Annotated in this window: 18 protein-coding genes, 1 rRNA gene and 1 riboswitch; of the genes, 1 reads left to right on the top strand and 18 read right to left on the bottom strand. The window is 39.7% G+C overall.

Going from position 1 to position 18,979, the window contains the following annotated elements; genetic code table 11:
- Nucleotides 1-24 precede the first annotated feature (24 nt).
- The 4 genes from ACP3VS_RS22455 to ACP3VS_RS22470 form a co-directional block, all read right to left on the bottom strand.
- Nucleotides 25-714, bottom strand: a complete 690-nt coding sequence (locus tag ACP3VS_RS22455; protein ID WP_031416796.1) for a heptaprenylglyceryl phosphate synthase — start codon at nt 712-714, stop codon at nt 25-27.
- Between the two features lie 110 nt (nt 715-824).
- The gene (locus tag ACP3VS_RS22460; protein WP_004225717.1) at nt 825-1,145 is read right to left on the bottom strand and encodes a YerC/YecD family TrpR-related protein; all 321 of its coding nucleotides are present in this window, start codon (nt 1,143-1,145) and stop codon (nt 825-827) included.
- 15 nt (nt 1,146-1,160) lie between these two features.
- Nucleotides 1,161-2,216, bottom strand: coding sequence for a DUF3048 domain-containing protein (locus tag ACP3VS_RS22465; protein WP_036160415.1), 1,056 nt, complete (start codon nt 2,214-2,216; stop codon nt 1,161-1,163).
- Between the two features lie 58 nt (nt 2,217-2,274).
- Entirely contained in the window at nt 2,275-3,996 is a 1,722-nt protein-coding gene (locus ACP3VS_RS22470) for an adenine deaminase C-terminal domain-containing protein (RefSeq protein ID WP_426390037.1), read from the bottom strand.
- Between the two features lie 200 nt (nt 3,997-4,196).
- Between ACP3VS_RS22470 and ACP3VS_RS22475 the strand changes: the two genes are divergently transcribed.
- Nucleotides 4,197-4,622 (top strand): YgaP-like transmembrane domain, encoded by a 426-nt coding sequence (locus ACP3VS_RS22475; protein WP_051563166.1) that lies wholly within the window; start codon nt 4,197-4,199, stop codon nt 4,620-4,622.
- 113 nt (nt 4,623-4,735) lie between these two features.
- Here the strand turns inward: ACP3VS_RS22475 and purD are convergent, their stop codons facing one another.
- The 14 genes from purD to rrf form a co-directional block, all read right to left on the bottom strand.
- On the bottom strand, nt 4,736-5,995 hold the full coding sequence (purD, locus tag ACP3VS_RS22480; RefSeq protein ID WP_012292019.1) for a phosphoribosylamine--glycine ligase: 1,260 nt from the start codon (nt 5,993-5,995) through the stop codon (nt 4,736-4,738).
- A gap of 73 nt (nt 5,996-6,068) precedes the next feature.
- A complete protein-coding gene (gene purH / locus ACP3VS_RS22485) occupies nt 6,069-7,595 on the bottom strand; it encodes a bifunctional phosphoribosylaminoimidazolecarboxamide formyltransferase/IMP cyclohydrolase (protein ID WP_012292018.1) in 1,527 nt (508 codons plus the stop codon).
- A 105-nt stretch (nt 7,596-7,700) separates the two neighbouring features.
- Complete coding sequence (purN, locus tag ACP3VS_RS22490) at nt 7,701-8,270, bottom strand: phosphoribosylglycinamide formyltransferase (protein WP_012292017.1); 570 nt, start codon at nt 8,268-8,270, stop codon at nt 7,701-7,703.
- Nucleotides 8,270-9,325 carry a phosphoribosylformylglycinamidine cyclo-ligase gene (purM, locus tag ACP3VS_RS22495; protein WP_012292016.1) on the bottom strand — a complete coding sequence of 352 codons (1,056 nt, stop codon included), beginning with the start codon at nt 9,323-9,325 and terminating at the stop codon, nt 8,270-8,272. The genes purN and purM overlap by 1 nt, the downstream gene beginning before the upstream one ends.
- 93 nt (nt 9,326-9,418) lie before the next feature.
- On the bottom strand, nt 9,419-10,843 hold the full coding sequence (purF, locus tag ACP3VS_RS22500; protein ID WP_031416793.1) for an amidophosphoribosyltransferase: 1,425 nt from the start codon (nt 10,841-10,843) through the stop codon (nt 9,419-9,421).
- Nucleotides 10,819-13,053, bottom strand: coding sequence for a phosphoribosylformylglycinamidine synthase subunit PurL (purL, locus tag ACP3VS_RS22505; RefSeq protein WP_289449800.1), 2,235 nt, complete (start codon nt 13,051-13,053; stop codon nt 10,819-10,821). The genes purF and purL overlap by 25 nt, the downstream gene beginning before the upstream one ends.
- A complete protein-coding gene (gene purQ / locus ACP3VS_RS22510; RefSeq protein ID WP_012292013.1) occupies nt 13,040-13,723 on the bottom strand; it encodes a phosphoribosylformylglycinamidine synthase subunit PurQ in 684 nt (227 codons plus the stop codon). Before purQ ends, purL begins: the two co-directional genes overlap by 14 nt.
- Before the next feature lie 2 nt (nt 13,724-13,725).
- Nucleotides 13,726-13,974 carry a phosphoribosylformylglycinamidine synthase subunit PurS gene (purS, locus tag ACP3VS_RS22515; RefSeq protein ID WP_012292012.1) on the bottom strand — a complete coding sequence of 83 codons (249 nt, stop codon included), beginning with the start codon at nt 13,972-13,974 and terminating at the stop codon, nt 13,726-13,728.
- Between the two features lie 2 nt (nt 13,975-13,976).
- Nucleotides 13,977-14,687, bottom strand: coding sequence for a phosphoribosylaminoimidazolesuccinocarboxamide synthase (gene purC / locus ACP3VS_RS22520; protein ID WP_012292011.1), 711 nt, complete (start codon nt 14,685-14,687; stop codon nt 13,977-13,979).
- A gap of 129 nt (nt 14,688-14,816) precedes the next feature.
- Nucleotides 14,817-16,112 (bottom strand): adenylosuccinate lyase, encoded by a 1,296-nt coding sequence (purB, locus tag ACP3VS_RS22525; protein ID WP_012292010.1) that lies wholly within the window; start codon nt 16,110-16,112, stop codon nt 14,817-14,819.
- Nucleotides 16,113-16,125: 13 nt separating this feature from the next.
- Nucleotides 16,126-17,250, bottom strand: coding sequence for a 5-(carboxyamino)imidazole ribonucleotide synthase (purK, locus tag ACP3VS_RS22530; RefSeq protein ID WP_012292009.1), 1,125 nt, complete (start codon nt 17,248-17,250; stop codon nt 16,126-16,128).
- A complete protein-coding gene (gene purE, locus ACP3VS_RS22535; protein ID WP_031416790.1) occupies nt 17,247-17,735 on the bottom strand; it encodes a 5-(carboxyamino)imidazole ribonucleotide mutase in 489 nt (162 codons plus the stop codon). The genes purK and purE overlap by 4 nt, the downstream gene beginning before the upstream one ends.
- A gap of 207 nt (nt 17,736-17,942) precedes the next feature.
- Nucleotides 17,943-18,041, bottom strand: a riboswitch (purine riboswitch).
- A 93-nt stretch (nt 18,042-18,134) separates the two neighbouring features.
- Nucleotides 18,135-18,329: an NETI motif-containing protein gene (locus ACP3VS_RS22540; RefSeq protein ID WP_012292006.1), complete on the bottom strand. Its 195-nt coding sequence runs from the start codon at nt 18,327-18,329 to the stop codon at nt 18,135-18,137.
- Nucleotides 18,330-18,905: 576 nt separating this feature from the next.
- A 5S ribosomal RNA gene (gene rrf / locus ACP3VS_RS22545) occupies nt 18,906-18,979 on the bottom strand; the annotation flags it as partial.

Consider the following 18,979-nt stretch of genomic DNA (forward strand, 5'->3'; position numbering starts at 1 on the left):
GCCTTACAAACATTTGTTCTAAAATTATAACGTATTTTTAACAGCCTTAACAGTCGCAAGTGCAGCTTTTAAATCTTCATAAATAATATTTCCAACTACAACCGTGTCTGCATACTGTGCCATTTCCTCTGCCTGCTTGGCTGATGTAATGCCTCCACCATAAAAGAGCTTAGTGTGCTTCAATTCATTTTTCACAGCACTTACTACTTCTGGATTTCCGTAAATTCCACTGTACTCTAAATAAAACACCGGAAGTTTAAAGAAATTTTCTGCCATACGTGCATAGGCTACGATATCGTCTATCGATAAATCTGTTGTAGCACCTGTTACATGTGCCACTTTACAATCCGGATTTAAAATACAATAACCTTCTGCTACTAATTCATCCCACACCATAATATCTCCAAATTCTTTAATAGCTGCATGATGCAAATTTTTAATCCATTTTGGATCATCACTATTTAAGACCGTCGGAATAAAGTAATAGTCATAGCCTGGTGTAATCGCATCAATCGTTGAAATTTCCAAAGCTATCGGGACTTCGAACCGCCTAACACGAACAAGTAAATCTAATACCCCATCCAATGTCACATTGTCTGTGCCACCGACTAAAATAACGTCAGTTCCAGATTCACAAATTTTTTCTAAGTCTTCATCTGATATGTCCTTTGCAGGATCTAACTTGAACACATGTCTCCATTCTAAATAATCCATTTATTTTACCACCTATCGTTTTCTATCTATTCGTTTACAAGTATAGCTTATGATGGACCACAAAAAAATGAAAAAGACTGGGTAGAACATCTACCCAGTCTCTTTTTCAACTATTCTTTTGGTGCTTGAAATGGTTTCTCATCAGGATACAAACGACCTAGCATTTCATCATATGTATCGTTTCCATAATCGAAGCAACGTCGAACACGTGAAATCGTTGCTGTACTTGCACCTGTTTCCTTTTTAATGGATTCATAGGTTTTCTTTAAACGTAATAAATGTGCAACCTCAAAGCGTTGTGCCAACGATTGAATTTCACTAATCGTACATAAATCATCAAAAAACTTATAGCATTCTTCGATGTCTTTCAGCTCTAACACTGCTTTAAATAACTGATCTGTTTGATGCCCTCGAATTTTTTCGATTTGCATGCAATTTTCCTCCCTTTAAGGCTGCGTTTTCACCATTGCTTGTAACCCTGGTGAGGATGGTACAAAATGGACCCACGACTTTCCAGGTACTAGCTTTACAGGCTCCCCTGATTGCTCAACAGCCGTTGGTATTCCATTCACATTAGCCCATTTGACTTCCCTCAAATAGCCATTTTGAAATACGTACGCATTTCCACCAGAAGTTAAATCAATTGTTTGGCGACCAATATCATCGACTATTTGGTGATCCATTTCAAAAAATAGAACATTTGCCAATGATAATGCTTCGCCGGTTAACATATCTTTTGTGTCCACGCCAGCCGATTGTCGTTCATAATAATTACTTTGATGATCATACACATACGAATTGTGGAAATCTTCATTATTCCCGTAGTAAATATCAACTTGACTTGTTTCAATGCCTATTTTACCACGTTCATCGGGTTCATAAAAAGCCTGAAGTACTTTTTCACTGTAATTCATTGAAGCGCCTACCATTTCAGCACCTTTTCTGATCTTTTCCGATGTAATATATGAATTATGTGGTGCAACTCGTTCGCTTGAACGTTTAAAAAGTATACCATCATAAGCCATTCCGTTGATATTGTCGACTACACGATTATCGAGCATTGTTTTCGCCTCTGGACTATAACCATGAGCTACATAAAAGGCATTGAATCCTTTTGCTATATCGATAAAATAAGAGCGTGCACTACGAACCGGCCCTATATTTTCAGGTAGCTCACTTTGATAAACTGCTAAAAAGCGAGTCACATTGCCTTCCGCAAGCATCTCATAAATGATATCCGCTGCAGCTAATCCTGATTGCGGACGTGCAGCTGGATGATTATTAATCGTCACGACAATAGGCCGTTGAGTAATTTCCTCTTGCACTGCCTCTCCTGTAAGTGGCGCAACAAATGCTGGTTTCTGTATTTGCTCCTCAACTACTTTTTCTTCCTGTGTTACCCTCTCATCATCTTCTTTAACCTTGGGTGTATCCTTTGAGCATCCTCCGATCACTAAAGCGCTAAATGCCATAGTCATCCATAATTTCTTCGTTTTGAACACAAGCATTACTCTCCTTTGAACATTTCCATATGAAAGTACCTGTTTACACTTTCATATATTAGCGCATAACAGCAGGCAATAATAACTTATTCTTCATTACATCGAAAATCCCTTTCGGTGTTATACGAATATAGGGTAAATGAGTGGACTGTAAAAATAATAGCGTGTAAATAGCATCTCCTAAATGATACCCACGCTCTGCTAAAGCTTGCTTTAAAGCCTTTTCTTTCTCTGCTAGTGTCAATACATCCCCATCATATAAAAGTCCACCAATTGATAATGGTATATCTGCTATGACTTCCCCTTTTTCTACAAGGACGATACCACCATTCATGGCCTTCATTTCTTCGAAGGCTTTGATCATATCTTCTTTATTTTTTCCGATTAATAAAATATCGCCTGTGTTTGAGTAGGACGATGCAAAGCCTTGAACACCTGTTGCAAACCCTTTAATCATTGTATTAACATGCCAGTGACCTTGCCTGTTTATTAGCATTAAATAGCACTCATCGTGATCCGCTAGTTGCCCTTCTCTAGTAATTAATGAATTATACGGTTTTGTAATGACATCATTAACAAGCTGAATTCCAAAAGGCATAGAAAACTGGAAATCTTGTGCGTCTAATGAAAAATCTAAATGAAATGCGGGGATAGCAGAATAATCAATGGCTGCCAGCCTATGCACACGATCTCCATCACGTTTTAGCCAAACGCCTTTTGATAGGACACTTTCAGGTACAGGATGATATTCATCTTGTAAAATATTAAGTGAGGCAAAGCGACCTGTCGCGATAAAACCATGTAAATTGGACATATTATAATAGCGCGCTACATTATACGAAGCCATTTGGTAGGCATCGATTGGAGAAACTCCTGCATCTAGGGCTGCTTGTATACACTTATCCATCACCCCATCCTCATGGAACGAAGGTGGTGAACCATCTGTTGTCATCATTAAATGATCAAAAATAGGAAGCTCTTTTTCTACGATTCCTTTTAATAGGTGCGGTAAATCTGGTCGAATAGAAGAATGACGTAATGTAACAGCATAACCTTGCATTATACGACGTTCCACTTCTTCCACCATCATCGCCTCATGATCACCATCCGCACCAAGAAGTTTCATACGAGCTAAAGTTCTCTCAGAGGCTCCTGGAAAATGACCTTCGATTTTTTTACCTAGTCCCTTTGCCATTTGCATGCGATAAAGCATTTGATCGTCCCCATGTAATAGCTTAGGCCAGCCTGTCAACTCTCCCCCAAGCAAAACATCACTTCGCTCTAACCATTCTAATATAGACGTGTTAGAGAAAACTTCTTCCTCCTGCTCCAACTCAGTTTGCGAATCAAAGCGAGTCCACCAATAAAAAGAAAACGGCAACTTTTTTAAATGATCTAAAATTGAAAACGCTTTCTTATTTTCTAAATTTAAAACAAAACTTAAATTATCAGAAATAAAAGTTGTTGTCCCTAGCTGACCACAAAAATCTGCAAAGGATTGTGGGTGATAAAGCTGGAAAGGATGTACATGTGGCTCAATATAGCCTGGTACAACTGTTTTCCCTGTACAATCCACTACTTGTGTTCCTTCTATTAAAGGAGGCATCCTGTCACCAGCATAGACAATGCGGTCCCCTAAAATCCAAATGTTTCCTACAATCCACTGTTTCATCATACTATGCAAGTACCTTGCATTTTTCAGCACAATATCAGGCGCCTTTTTTCCATCAATTACAGCTAATTGCTGACGTATTTTTGTTATTTTCCATACTGGATCCATGCTATTCGCTCCTTCCTAAATTACGTAATTTTTCATTGTGTAAAATCAACCTTGAATCACATACTACTATTGCATAATCGCATACTTTCATAAAATTTATGCTTTATGCAATCATCTTGTTTCAATCGTAACACAGCACTTTCATAAAGCAAAGTGCACCTCGCTTAATTTTTTCCACAATGACTAAAGGAGGAAGTAATATGATGCAGCAAGCAAATTTAAGCGAAAAAAATGCATTTTGTCGTTTTGCCATGGGTACAAGTTTGACAGCATTCGGTATCGCTAAAGTTTCAAGAAATCCTAATTGTACAAAAGGTCGATTAATGATTGCATTAGGAGCCATGAAAATGGCAGAAGGAATCTTTAAATATTGCCCTGCCAAGGCTCTCATGAGCACCAATATGCAAAATGCCATGAACACCTCTATGCAAAGTATGTTCAGCGGGCAAAATTCTATGTCCTCTGAGCAAATCGATAAACTCATGAAGGATTTCTCTTCTGCAATAGCTGGCAATTCCTCAGGTTCACAAGATACCGCTTCAACGCAATCTGATACCAGCACTTCAACTCAAAATTCCTCAACAAGGAGCAATTCGACATCGAATACTGCTCAAAACCCTTCTTAGTCAAAGGAGCCGTCCCAATCTAATTTGGAGACGGCTCTTACCTCTTACGTTTGAAACTTTAAGAGGTTTCAAAAGAGGATTAAAAATATTTTAAATTTTAGTAAAAATAATGATTATTTTTTGAACGTACGCCATCCAATATCTTTGCGGAAGAAAAAGTGATCCCATGTTTCTTTAGTCATGCCAGCATATACTTTTTCCTGTGCTTCCTGTAAAGTAGGCGCTTTAGCCCCAACTAACAGAACACGACCACCATTCCCAACAAATTGGCCATCTACTAATTTTGTACCTGCATGGAATACAGCATATGACTTGGATATCTCCGCTAAATTGGGTAATGTTTTACCTTTTTCAACATCGCCAGGATATCCTTCAGCTGCAATGACAACGCCCAGCATAGCATCTTCAGACCATTGCAAATCAAAGGGTTGCTCGTTCATTAATGCCACCATAAATGCACCAAAGTCAGAAGCCATTCGAGGTAAAACTACTTGTGTTTCTGGATCACCAAAGCGTGCATTAAACTCAATAACCTTAGGACCCTTCTTCGTTAAAATTAAGCCTGCATATAAAATACCTGTAAAGGAAGCGCCATCCGCCTCCATCCCTTTGACAGTTGGCTTAACAATCGTTTGGTAAGCGATATCTACAACTTCTTGTGAGATTTGTGGTACTGGTGAGTAAGCACCCATCCCACCTGTATTAGGTCCTCTATCACCGTCATAGGCACGTTTATGGTCCTGTGCAATCACCATGGGATATATTTGTCCTTTATGCACAAAGGACATAAAGGAGAACTCTTCCCCGTCTAAAAATTCTTCGATGACAACGCGAGAAGATGATTCACCAAAGCGTTGATTGCCAATCATATCTTGCACAGCTTCAATGGCTTCTTGCTCTGTCATCGCCACAACAACGCCCTTACCAGCTGCTAAACCATCCGCTTTAATAACAATGGGTGCGCCCTGTTCTTTAATATAGGCAATAGCTTGTTCTGCATCAGTAAATGTTTTATGGGCGGCTGTTGGTATATTGTATTTACTCATCACATCTTTTGCATACGACTTACTACTTTCTAATTGAGCAGCCATCTTTGTCGGACCAAAAATTTGTAATCCACGAGCTGTGAAGAAATCGACAATCCCTTCAGCAAGTGGTTGTTCTGGGCCGACAAATGTTAAAGTAATATCATTTTCCTTAGCAAATTGGGCAAGTCCTGCAAAATCCATTGTGTCAATACTAACTACTTCTACCTCGCCTCGCATCCCGTCATTTCCTGGTGCTACAAATACTTGGTTAACGGATGGAGAAATGTTAAATTGTCTAGCGATTGCATGCTCACGACCGCCACTTCCGATTACTAATACATTCATTTTAGAGAATCCTCCTCTTTGTGAGTAAGACCGAGATGAACCCACATCTCGGTCTGTTTTATGTCAATATTAATTAGTGTTTAAAATGGCGTACGCCTGTAAATATCATCGTAATACCATATTCATTTGCTTTATCGATTGAATCTTGATCTTTAATAGATCCACCTGGTTGAATAATAGCTGTAATACCTGCTGCCGCTGCAGCCTCAACAGTATCACTCATTGGGAAAAATGCATCTGATGCCAATGCAGCACCCTTTGCTTTTTCACCAGCCTGCTCAAAGGCAATTTTAGCAGCGCCAACGCGGTTCATTTGACCAGCGCCTACTCCAAGTGTCATTTGAGAATCCGTTACAACGATCGCGTTTGATTTAACATGCTTCACAACAGACCACCCCAGTTGCAATGCTTCCCATTCCTGTTTTGTTGGTTCACGATCTGTTACTACCTTTATATCTGCATTGGCAAAACCATAGCGATCTGGTTCCTGTACAAGCAGACCGCCCTCTACAGATACTACATTAAATTGATCTTGCTTAGCTTGCTCGAATGGAATTGTTAATAAGCGAATATTTTTCTTTTTCGTTAAAATATCGAGTGCCTCTTGTGAAAAAGCAGGAGCAATAATAATTTCTAGGAAAATATGGCTTAGCTTCTCAGCAGTTGCTGCATCCACTTCCATATTAAGAGCGATAATTCCACCAAAAATAGATGTTGGATCTGCCTCATACGCTTTATCAAATGCTTCCTCTAATGTGACGCCTGTTCCAACTCCACAAGGATTCATATGCTTTACAGCAACTGCAGCTGGCATTTCAAACTCTTTCACGATTTGCAAAGCTGCATTCCCATCTTGAATGTTGTTATAGGATAACTCTTTACCATGTAATTGTGTGGCATAAGCTAATGAGAAATCAGACCCTAGACGTTTTTGGTAAAATGCCGCTTTTTGGTGAGGATTTTCACCATAGCGTAAGTTCTGCTTTAATTCATACGTCATTGTTAGGCTCTCTGGGAACTCTTCTTCTGTCAAATAATTCGAGATATACGAATCATAGGCGGCTGTGTGACGGAAAACCTTTGCAGCCAATTTACGACGTGTCTCAATTGTTGTGGCACCACCAGCTTTTAGTTCCTCTAACACTGTTGCATAGTCATTGCTGTCTACGATGACTGTTACATATTGATGGTTTTTTGCAGCAGATCGTAACATTGTAGGACCACCGATATCTATGTTCTCAATCGCATCATCCCATGTTACATTAGGCTTTGAAATTGTTTCAACGAATGGATAAAGATTGACACAAACAATTTCTATTGGCTCAATTCCATGCTCATTCATTTGTGCCTGATGAGAGTCATCATCAAATTTCCCTAATAAACCACCGTGAATCATTGGATTTAAAGTTTTAACACGGCCATCTAAAATTTCAGGAAACTTCGTTACTTCATCTACTGCCGTTACAGCTACTGCATTGTCCTGTAGCATTTTTTTAGTACCGCCTGTTGATAAAATTTCATAACCTAATGCTACTAATTCCTTTGCAAATTCTAAAATACCATCTTTATTGGAAACACTGATTAATGCACGTTTTGTCACAACAATATCCTCCTAATTTTTATCGTGCTTGCACGAACTAACTTGCTGTCATAGATTTATAGAGTTAGGTGTTGAGTAAGGTTCTCGACCTAACTCCTCCTTCAGTTATTGTAATAATTGCTGTAAAGCCTTTGTATATAATAAATGCTCTTGCTTATGAATAGCAGCTTCTGTTGCCTCTCGATTTCCTTCAATGACAGATACAGCAGCCTGTGCGATAATTGGGCCAGTATCCATTCCTTCATCAACAAAATGTACCGTTACGCCCGTTATTTTCACCCCATGATTCAATGCTTGTCCGATAGCATCCTTCCCAGGAAAGGCTGGCAATAAGGAAGGATGAATATTAACAATTCGCTGCGGAAAGGCCGCCAATAATACATCACTGATTAAACGCATATATCCCGCAAGCACAATCCATTTCACATCGCACTCATGTAGTGCATCGACAATTACTTTCTCGTAAGCTGCTTTCGAGGCAAAATCTTTTGGGTTCAAGGCTAATACAGGAATCCCCAAGTGTTCAGCACGTGTCACTACATATGCACCAGGCTTATCTGTCACTACTAGCTCAATCTTTGCATGCAGTTCCTTTCGTTCAATAGCCTCTTGAATGGCTTGAAAATTACTACCGCTCCCTGATGCGAACACGGCAATTTTTGTTGGTGCAGTCATTACACTAAACTCCCATCATGTGTTCCATTAAACACTACTCCATTGCCTTTAATAACACGACCGATTGTATAAGCCTTTTCACCATTTGCTTCTACTGCTGCCATCACTTTATCGGCTTCTGCTGCTGGAGCAGCTATGACAAAACCTATCCCCATATTAAACACATTATATAAATCCTTATCTTCTAACTGACCTTTATCCTTTAGGAATTCAAAGATACGTAATACTGGCCATGAACCTAAGTCAATTTCTGTAGCTAATCCTTCAGGCATCATACGTGGTAAATTTTCATAGAAACCTCCACCAGTAACGTGGGCACAGCCGTGTACATCTGCTGCTTTTAAAGCCGCTAATACAGGCTTAGCATAAAGCTTTGTTGGCACTAATAGCGCCTCGCCGATTGGTCCTAAATCCTCATAATTTTCTACAATGGCATCCACCGCATATTGACGATCTGCAAAGACAATTTTACGCACTAAAGAATAACCGTTTGAATGCACACCACTTGAAGCAATACCAATAAGTACATCGCCCTCGACAATTCTTTCTCCTGTCACAATGGCAGACTTTTCACAAGCCCCCACTGCAAAGCCAGCTAAATCATATTCATCCTCTTCATATAGACCTGGCATTTCTGCTGTTTCGCCACCAATTAGAGCTGCACCTGATTGCACACAGCCATCCGCAACACCTTTAACAATTTGCTCAATTTTTGCAGGTTCTGCTTTTCCAAGTGCTACGTAATCTAAAAAGTATAGCGGCTCCGCTCCTTGTGCAACGATATCATTCACGCACATTGCTACACAATCCACACCAATTGTATCGTGCTTGTCTACCATAAAGGCTAGCTTTAGCTTTGTCCCAACACCATCAGTTCCTGAAATAAGAACAGGTTCTTTTAGATTTAGTTCTGACAAGTCAAACATACCACCAAAGCCACCAAACGTTCCCATGACACCTAGACGGTTTGTCCGTTCAACATGAGATTTCATTCGTTTTACAGCTTCATAGCCCGCTTCAATATTTACTCCTGCTTGTTCATATGCCTTTGACACGCAGAGTTCCTCCTTATCATCTAAATCGCCTACCAGTATCCTAGAATTCATTTTTCAACCTTCTAGTAGACACTAATTCACTGCGATGTTTTTTTAACGTAAAAGTTCTTTTTCATGTGGTAAGATGGTATCCGGGAAAATCTCTGTTGGATATTTACCTGTAAAGCATGCAAGGCATAGTCCACGGTTTTCATCTTCATATGGACGTGCAATGGTCTCAACCATACCTTCAACAGAAAGGAATGTCAGAGAATCTGCACCAATTACTTCACGAATTTCATCCACATTATGACTGGAAGCAATAAGTTCTTCATGTGTTGACGTATCGATGCCATAATAACAAGGGTTTGTCATAGGTGGTGACGAAATGACCACGTGAACCTCTGCTGCACCAGCGTCTTTTAACATTTTGACAATTCGACGTGAAGTTGTTCCACGTACAATAGAATCGTCTACCATCACTACGCGTTTACCTTTGACAACTTGAACAACTGGTGAAAGCTTCATTTTCACACCACGTTCTCGTAATTCCTGTGTCGGTTGAATAAAAGTACGCCCTACATAACGGTTTTTAATCAGACCAAGTTCATAAGGAATACCACTTTCTTCTGCAAAACCGATAGCAGCTGAAATACTAGAATCCGGTACCCCCGTTACAACATCAGCCTCAATATGCGCGCATTCACGAGCAAGCTGTTTCCCCATACGTTTACGTGCCATATGGACATTAATACCATCAATATCCGAATCAGGACGTGCTAGATACACATATTCCATCGCACACATAGAACGCTTTTCCATCTCAGCAAAGCGGTCTGACTTTACACCCTCATCGTTAATAATTAATAATTCACCTGGTTCTACAGAACGAACGAACTCCGCTCCTATTAAATCAAATGCACAAGTTTCAGAAGCTACTACCCAGCCTTCTCCTAGCTTACCAAGAGAGAGCGGGCGTAAACCATGTGGATCACGTGCAACAAGCATTTCATCCTTTGTCATAATTAAGCAAGAATACGCACCCTTTAATAAAGAAAGGGCATTTTTCACTTTAGCCCGAAATGGTGAATGCGAACTTTTCTTAATAAGATGCGCCAGCACTTCTGTATCAGAGCTAGAGTGGAAAATACTACCTTGTCGCTCTAAATACTGTTTAAGATGTGTCGCATTGACTAAGTTACCGTTATGGGCAATAGAAAGGCTACCAGTTGAGGAATGAAATAGTAATGGCTGTACATTTTCAATACCGCCACCACCAGCAGTTGTATAACGAACATGGGCAATGGCTGCTTTGCCGTTCACTGCCTTTAATTTATCTTCGTTGAAAACATCATTAACTAGTCCTTCGCCTTTTACCGCGCGAAGGTGCTGACCATCGGAAACGACGATACCTGCGCCTTCTTGACCACGGTGTTGAAGAGCATGAAGCCCGTAATAACTAAGGTGTGCTGGATTTGGGTTACCCCAAATACCAAACACCCCACATTCTTCATTTAAGCCTCTGAGTTCAGCAAGCATGGGATTGCTCCTTTCCAATTAGAACGGAATTCCTCCACTGTACCTTCTACAAGCACACCTTTGTCCCCGTTGATTTTAACAAGTGCATCGTTTGTTACGACGCCAATTTTATGAGCATCTTTGATGATTTCGACAAATGTAGCTGCATGTTCTTCTTTAACAGTAACAACAAATCGTGATTGACTTTCACTGAATAACGCAGTTGTAGCAGAACCTGTTAATGTAACCTCAACACCAAGACCATTTGCACTGAAAGTTTTTTCTGCAATAGCCACTGCAAGACCACCCTCAGCCACATCATGCGCAGACTGCACAATACCAGCTTTTATAGCCTTTAATAAAGCCTGCTGACGTGCTGCTTCTATCTCTAAATCGATAGCTGGTGCTTTCCCAGAAATAACGCCATTATTTAATAATTTTTGAAGCTCTGAACCACCGAACTCAGTCGTTGTTTCACCAATGACAAATACGATATCTCCTGCGCCCTTTACTTCCTGTGTTGTAACATGCGCTAAGTCTTCGATTAGACCTACCATACCAATTGTCGGTGTTGGATAAACGGCTTCACCAGAGCGCTCATTATAAAGCGATACGTTACCGCCAATTACTGGTGCATTCAATGCTGTACATGCTGCCGAAATACCATCAGCAGATTTTTCAATTTGCCAGAAGATTTCTGGCTTCTCTGGATTACCAAAATTTAAGCAGTCTGTAATTGCAAGTGGTGTACCACCAGTAGCAACAATATTACGAGCTGCTTCAGCCACTGCAATAGCGCCACCGACTTCTGGATCTAAATAAATATAGCGAGAGTTGCAGTCTGTTGTCATTGCTAAACCTTTATTTGTACCACGTACACGAATAACTGCAGCATCTGAACCTGGTTTAACAACAGTTGACGTACGAACCTGATAATCGTACTGATCGTAAACCCATTCTTTTGAAGCAATTGTCGGTGCTTTTAATAAAGCATTTAACGTTTCTTTATAATCTGTTACAACTGGCTCTGTATTTTCAATTGCTTGGAACTGAGCATAGTAAGCAGGTTCAGCAGATGGCTTATGGTAAACTGGAGCATCCTCGGCTAACGCATCCGCAGGTACTTCTGCCACTATTTGTCCATTGTGTAAAAGGCGAAGCATTTTATCATCTGTTACACGACCAATTGCTACCGCATCTAAATCATATTTATCAAAAATAGCCTTAATTTCATCCTCGCGACCCTTTTTCACGACTAGCAGCATACGCTCTTGAGATTCAGATAGCATCATTTCGTATGCTGTCATACCTGTCTCACGTTGAGGTACTAAATCTAAATTCATTTCTACACCAGAGCCAGCTTTTGAAGCCATTTCTGCTGAAGAAGAAGTAAGACCAGCTGCGCCCATATCTTGAATACCAACTAGAGCATCCGATTTCACAACTTCTAAACAGGCTTCAAGTAAAAGCTTCTCCATGAATGGGTCCCCTACTTGTACCGCTGGACGTTGATTTTCTGATTCCTCCGTTAATTCTTCAGAAGCAAATGTCGCACCATGAATTCCATCTCGCCCTGTTTTCGCACCCACGTACATCACTGTATTTCCAACACCTGCTGCAATACCTCGTTGAATATCTTTATGATCAATTAAGCCTACACACATCGCATTAACAAGTGGATTGCCTTCATAGCAAGGATCGAATTGAATCTCGCCACCTACTGTAGGAATACCGATACAGTTACCATATCCAGCGATTCCAGCTACGACTTCTTCAAATAAAAATTTACCGCGCGCTGATTTTAATTCACCAAAGCGTAATGAGTTCAGCATTGCGATAGGACGTGCCCCCATAGAGAAAACATCACGTATAATACCGCCAACACCAGTTGCAGCCCCTTGGTATGGCTCAATTGCAGATGGGTGGTTATGAGATTCCATTTTAAACACTACGGCTTGTTCGTCACCGATATCAACAATACCTGCACCTTCCCCAGGTCCTTGTAAAACTTGTGGCCCCTTTGTAGGGAATTTACGTAATACCGGTTTTGAATTTTTGTATGAGCAGTGTTCAGACCACATTACTGAGAAAAGACCTGTCTCTGTCCAATTAGGTAGGCGTTCTAAAATACCTTCTACCAATGCAAATTCTTCGTCTGACATCCCCATTCCAGCGTATAGCTTTTCATCTTTAATTTGCTGTGCTGTTGGCTCAAACTTAGTTGTTGACATGATTTTCCCTCCACTGCTTCACAATTGATTTAAATACTGCTAAACCGTCTGCGCCACCCACCAGTGCATCAACAGCTCGTTCTGGGTGGGGCATCATCCCTAATACATTGCCGCGCTCGTTTATAATCCCTGCGATATCTTCCAAAGAACCGTTTGGATTGTCACCTGAGTATGTGAATACGATTTGATTATTATCTTTTAATGATTGTAATGTCTCCTCATCACAGTAGTAATTCCCTTCACCATGTGCGATTGGGATATGAATAATTTGACCTTGCTCGTATTGGTTTGTGAATAATGTATTGTTGTTCTCCACTTTTAGCTGCACTGTACGGCACATAAATTTCAAGTTTGTATTGCGTAATAAAGCACCTGGCAATAATCCCGCCTCTGTTAGGATTTGGAATCCATTACATACACCTAGTACAGGCTTACCTGCGTCTGCTACTTTCTTAACTTCTGCCATAATGTTAGATTGATTAGCCATTGCACCACAACGAAGATAATCTCCATATGAAAATCCTCCAGGTACTAATACACCATCAAAGCCACTTAGATCTGTTGCTGTATGCCATACATATTCTACTTCTTCACCTAGCTCGTCTTTAATCGCATGATACATATCGATATCACAGTTTGACCCAGGGAATACGAGTACTGCGAATTTCATGATTAGTTAGCCTCCTCGACTTCATAACGGTAGTCCTCAATGACAACATTCGTTAAAACCTTTTCACACATTTCTTTTACTAGAGTATCAATGTCACGCTCTGTATCATTAATTGATAGTTCAAGATATTTACCGATACGTAAATCCTCTACTTCACCGTAGCCCATTTTAGCTAAAGAACCCTGTACTGCAGAGCCTTGTGGATCAAGAATGCTCTCACGTAATGTTACATAGATTTTTACTTTTTTCATTGTTATTTGCCTCCGAGTCTAGAAAGTATAATAGTATAAACTTCAGTTAAATTACCAAGGTCTCTACGAAAAACATCTTTGTCTAACTTTTGCTTCGTTGTTGCATCCCAAAGTCGACATGTATCTGGTGAAATTTCATCTGCCAATAAAACATGACCATCAGCATCACGGCCAAACTCTAATTTAAAATCAATTAGCGTCACATTGACATCAGCAAAGATTGGCTGTAGAACTTTGTTAATAGCTAGTGCCTTATCGTAAATAGCCGATACTTCAGCAGACGTTGCAAGCTCAAGAACATCTATATGCTCTGTCGTGATGAATGGATCACCTAACTCATCGTCCTTATAGTAAAACTCGACGATTGGTCGTTTTAAAGGTGTCCCCTCTTCAAGACCAATACGCTTTGCTAAACTTCCTGCAACTATATTACGAACGACTACTTCAATCGGAATAATATCTACTTTTCTTACAAGTTGTTGCGTATCAGATAATTGTTTTACGAAATGTGACGCAATTCCGTTTCCTTGTAATTTTTCGAAAATTAATGAAGTAATGCGATTATTTAAAATGCCCTTACCTTCTATTTCTTCTTTCTTTTCACCATTGAATGCAGTCGCACTATCCTTGTACTCCACAAGCAGCACATTCGGCTCCTCAGTTGTATACAATTTTTTTGCTTTACCTTCATACAAAAGTTGACCTTTAGTCATTCGTTTTTCCCCCTGATATTATGAGATACGCTTTTATGAATGATCAGAATCGAACCGTGTTCTCCACGATTCAATTCTGAAGCATTTACTGGTGGCTCTAACATTTATTTTGTATTGGCGAAATAAATATTAGTTAAGTCCTAGACGTTCAAAAATCATATCAACATGCTGTAAGTGGTAGTTATAATCAAAGCACTCGTCCAGCTCTTCTTTTGTTAAATAAGATGTGATTTTTTCACTTGCATCCACTAATGTGCGGAACTGTACCTGCTCGTCCCATGCCTGCATAGCTAAAGGCTGTACAGTATCATAAGCTTCCTCACGTACTAATCCTTTATCAATTAATGCTAACAAAATGCGCTGAGAGTAAATAAGACCGAATGTACGAGTCATATTACGTTTCATGTTTTCAGGGAATACTGTTAAGTTTTTCACAATATTACCGAAGCGATTTAACATATAGTTAAGAGTAATCGTTGCATCCGGTAAAATAACACGCTCTGCAGAAGAATGAGAAATATCACGTTCATGCCATAAAGCGACATTTTCATAAGCAGTCACCATGTATCCGCGCATTAAACGAGACATCCCAACCATGTTTTCAGAGCCGATTGGATTACGTTTATGTGGCATTGCTGAAGATCCTTTTTGACCTTTAGCAAAAGCTTCTTCCACTTCGCGTGTCTCAGATTTCTGTAAACCACGAATTTCTGTTGCGAATTTTTCAATGGAAGTAGCGATTAAAGCTAATGCACCTAAATATTGTGCATGACGATCACGCTGTAAGGTTTGTGTTGAAATCGGTGATGCAGCTAGACCTAGTTGATCACAAACATATTGCTCAACACGAGGATCAATATTGGCATATGTTCCAACGGCGCCAGACATTTTTCCAGTTTCAATTACTTTAGCTGCTGCTTCAAAACGTTCCAAGTTACGCTTCATTTCCTCATACCATAAACCCAGCTTTAAACCAAAAGTTGTTGGCTCTGCATGGACACCATGAGTACGGCCCATCATCACTGTATGTTTATGTTCTTTTGCCTTAACAGCAATAATATCAATGAAATTCACGATATCTTTACGTAAAATATCATTTGCTTGTTTGATTAAATAAGAAAGTGCTGTGTCTACTACGTCTGTAGAAGTTAAACCATAATGTACCCATTTACGCTCTTCACCAAGGGTTTCTGAAACGGCACGTGTAAAGGCTACTACGTCATGACGAGTCTCTTGTTCAATTTCTAAAATACGGTTCACATCGAATGAAGCATTCTCACGAATTTTAGCAACATCCTCTTTTGGAATATCGCCGATTTCAGCCCACGCCTCACAAGCTAGGATTTCTACCTCTAGCCAAGCTTGATATTTATTTTGTTCTGTCCAAATTGCGCCCATTTCGGGTCTTGTGTAACGTTCAATCATTGCGTATCTCCTTCTATTCTGACCAAATGCCAGAACTCTCGATTTGTTGTAATGTTTCTTCTAAGTTTTTTGTCATAATCGTTACATGGCCCATCTTACGGTTAACCTTAGCCTCAGCTTTCCCATAAAGATGGATAGACCATTCAGGATATTTAGCAATGGAGTTACTCAATGGCACGACATGCTGCCCTAATACATTGATCATAATGGATGGTGCCCAAAGCTCTGGCTTACGTAATGGCCAACCACAAACAGCTCGTATATGCTGATGGAATTGTGAAACATTACACGCTTCTATTGAATAGTGCCCTGAATTATGAGGTCTTGGTGCTAATTCATTAATCACAATGCCACCATCTTCTAGCACAAACATTTCTACCGCTAACGTTCCTACTAAATGTAAGTAATCTGCAATTTTTAAAGCTTCTCGTTCGGCAGCCTGGGCTGTGCTTTCTGTTATGCGAGCAGGCACAATTGTTTCGTGCAGAATATGATGAACATGAATGTTCTCTCCAACTGGCTGGCAATACGATTCACCACTACCATTTCTTTGAACAATGACTGATACCTCTTTTACGAAGGGTACGAATCCTTCAGCAATACATGGAGAATGCATAAAGAGTTCTTTCGCTAACGGAAGATCTTCAGTTGATGTTAACAGCTGCTGTCCCTTGCCATCATAACCACCTCTTGCTGTTTTGACTATACAAGGATAACCAATCGAATCAATATTGGCTACTAATTCTTCATAAGTTTTTGCAACAATATATGGTGCTACTGGGCAACCAGCTCTCACAATCGCGTCCTTTTCGGTTATGCGGTTTTGTGTAATGCGTACCAATTCAGCTCCCTGAGGAACATAAGCCATTTGTGATAAACGCTTTAAGCCTTCATAATCAATATTTTCGAATTCATATGTGATGACATCACTGACTTCTGCAAGTTCTTCTAAAGCAGCTTCATCATCATAGGGAGCTACAATACGAACATCTGCCACCTGCCCACAAGGTGAGTCCATTGCCGGTTCCAGTACAGCAATTTTAAAACCAGACTCCTTTGCAGCAAGAGCCATCATTCGACCAAGCTGCCCCCCGCCTATAATACCTATCGTTTGTCCAGGATAAATAATTTTTGTCACACTAAGTCACCTGTGCTTTCTAAAACTTGCTGCTTTGTAGCTTCACGTCGAGCATCTAACTTGTCAGCAAGTTCTGCATCTGTCGTTGACAAAATCTGAGCTGCTAGTAAACCTGCGTTTGTTGCTCCCGCTTTCCCAATAGCTACAGTTGCTACAGGCACACCACCAGGCATTTGAACGATGGATAGCAGTGAATCAAGCCCATTCAGTGCACGTGATTGAACTGGTACACCGATGACAGGTAAAGTTGTTTTAGCTGCTACCATTCCAGGTAAATGTGCAGCTCCGCCTGCCCCAGCTATAATTACTTGTATTCCCCGTTTGCGTGCTGTTTCCGCATATTCAAACATTAAATCTGGTGTTCGATGTGCAGATACAACCTTCTTTTCGTACGGTACTTGTAATTCGTCTAAAATATCACATGCATGTTTCATTGTTTCCCAGTCACTTGAACTACCCATAATGACACCGATTTTCGGATTCATAAATTGTCGCTCCTTTTAAACGATAGAAAAATGATCAATTATTGTGCAAGCCTCTATATAAAATAGCTCTGCAATTTTTACCTTTTTACAAAGAAAATCCCCAAATAAACTACTCTCTACCTTTACGCGTGAAAGCAGCTTACTTGAGGACTTATAAGGGCAAGAATTTGTCCATATACAATTTTGTACATGGATCTTCTCATAAAAGCCAAAAGTGCTTTCCCGCATAGTCCAGCATTTACGGTGCCGGGTAGAGACACTAGAGCCAATCCTCTAGCATATATGTGGGATTTATTTGTTTTTCCTTATCATATTTTAACAAGGGATCGTATTATCGTCAATGCAAAAATGCGAACATTTTTTTATAACCTAAAAAAAACGTTCGGATTTTAGTCAAAATCATTCCATATCTTGAGTAAGTATAGCTTTAAATTGAATTTTTTGACGTAATAATGTTGGTTCACCATCGACTAAATGAAATAGTGGCTCTTCTTTTCGTCCAATTGCCATGTACCCATCGTTTCGCATTCTTTCTAAACATTCTTCAATGGATTCGTTTTCTTGTACTTCATACCAAATTTGCTTCTTTCCCAACTTTTTCTCCCTTTCAATAACATAATTTATTTCCTAGCACTTGTTACTTCATTATACCTTGAGTTGCCTTAGGAAGTGTGTAAGAACTAATTAATTGTTTGTTAAATATAAAAAACTGCAGATATATATCCGCAGTTTTACTTGCAAGTTCAGTAAAATCCATATAAAGCTTTTATATAGATGCCTAATATTAGTAGCAACAAGAATGAATGAAGGACAACAAGAATGAAACGATATTCTTTAATACCTAAAAAGGTACTAACCATACCTATTCCTCCTAGTATAAATGGCGTAAATATACTCAGGTCAGAGAGGAATTTAAAAAAACTCCCATACCATTTTGTAGAATCATATCCAAACATTAAGAATGTTAGGAGTAGGCACAGAATCGAAAGAGTCGAAAACATATTACGCTTCATTTTCATTCCTCCATCATTCCATTCAAGATAAGTAGGAAGTGCTGTCTATTTTAATTATCCTTACATCAGTATAAATTTAACATTTAGTGAATTATACCACTACTTTTTATTTTATAAAATAAAAAAAGCCATGGAATATATCCATGACTTTTTAAGTGCCTAGCGACGTCCTACTCTCACAGGGGGAAGCCCCCAACTACCATCGGCGCTAAAGAGCTTAACTTCCGTGTT

This window comes from Lysinibacillus sp. VIII_CA (genome assembly GCF_049943995.1).
GTDB classification, from domain to species: Bacteria; Bacillota; Bacilli; order Bacillales_A; family Planococcaceae; genus Lysinibacillus; species Lysinibacillus pinottii.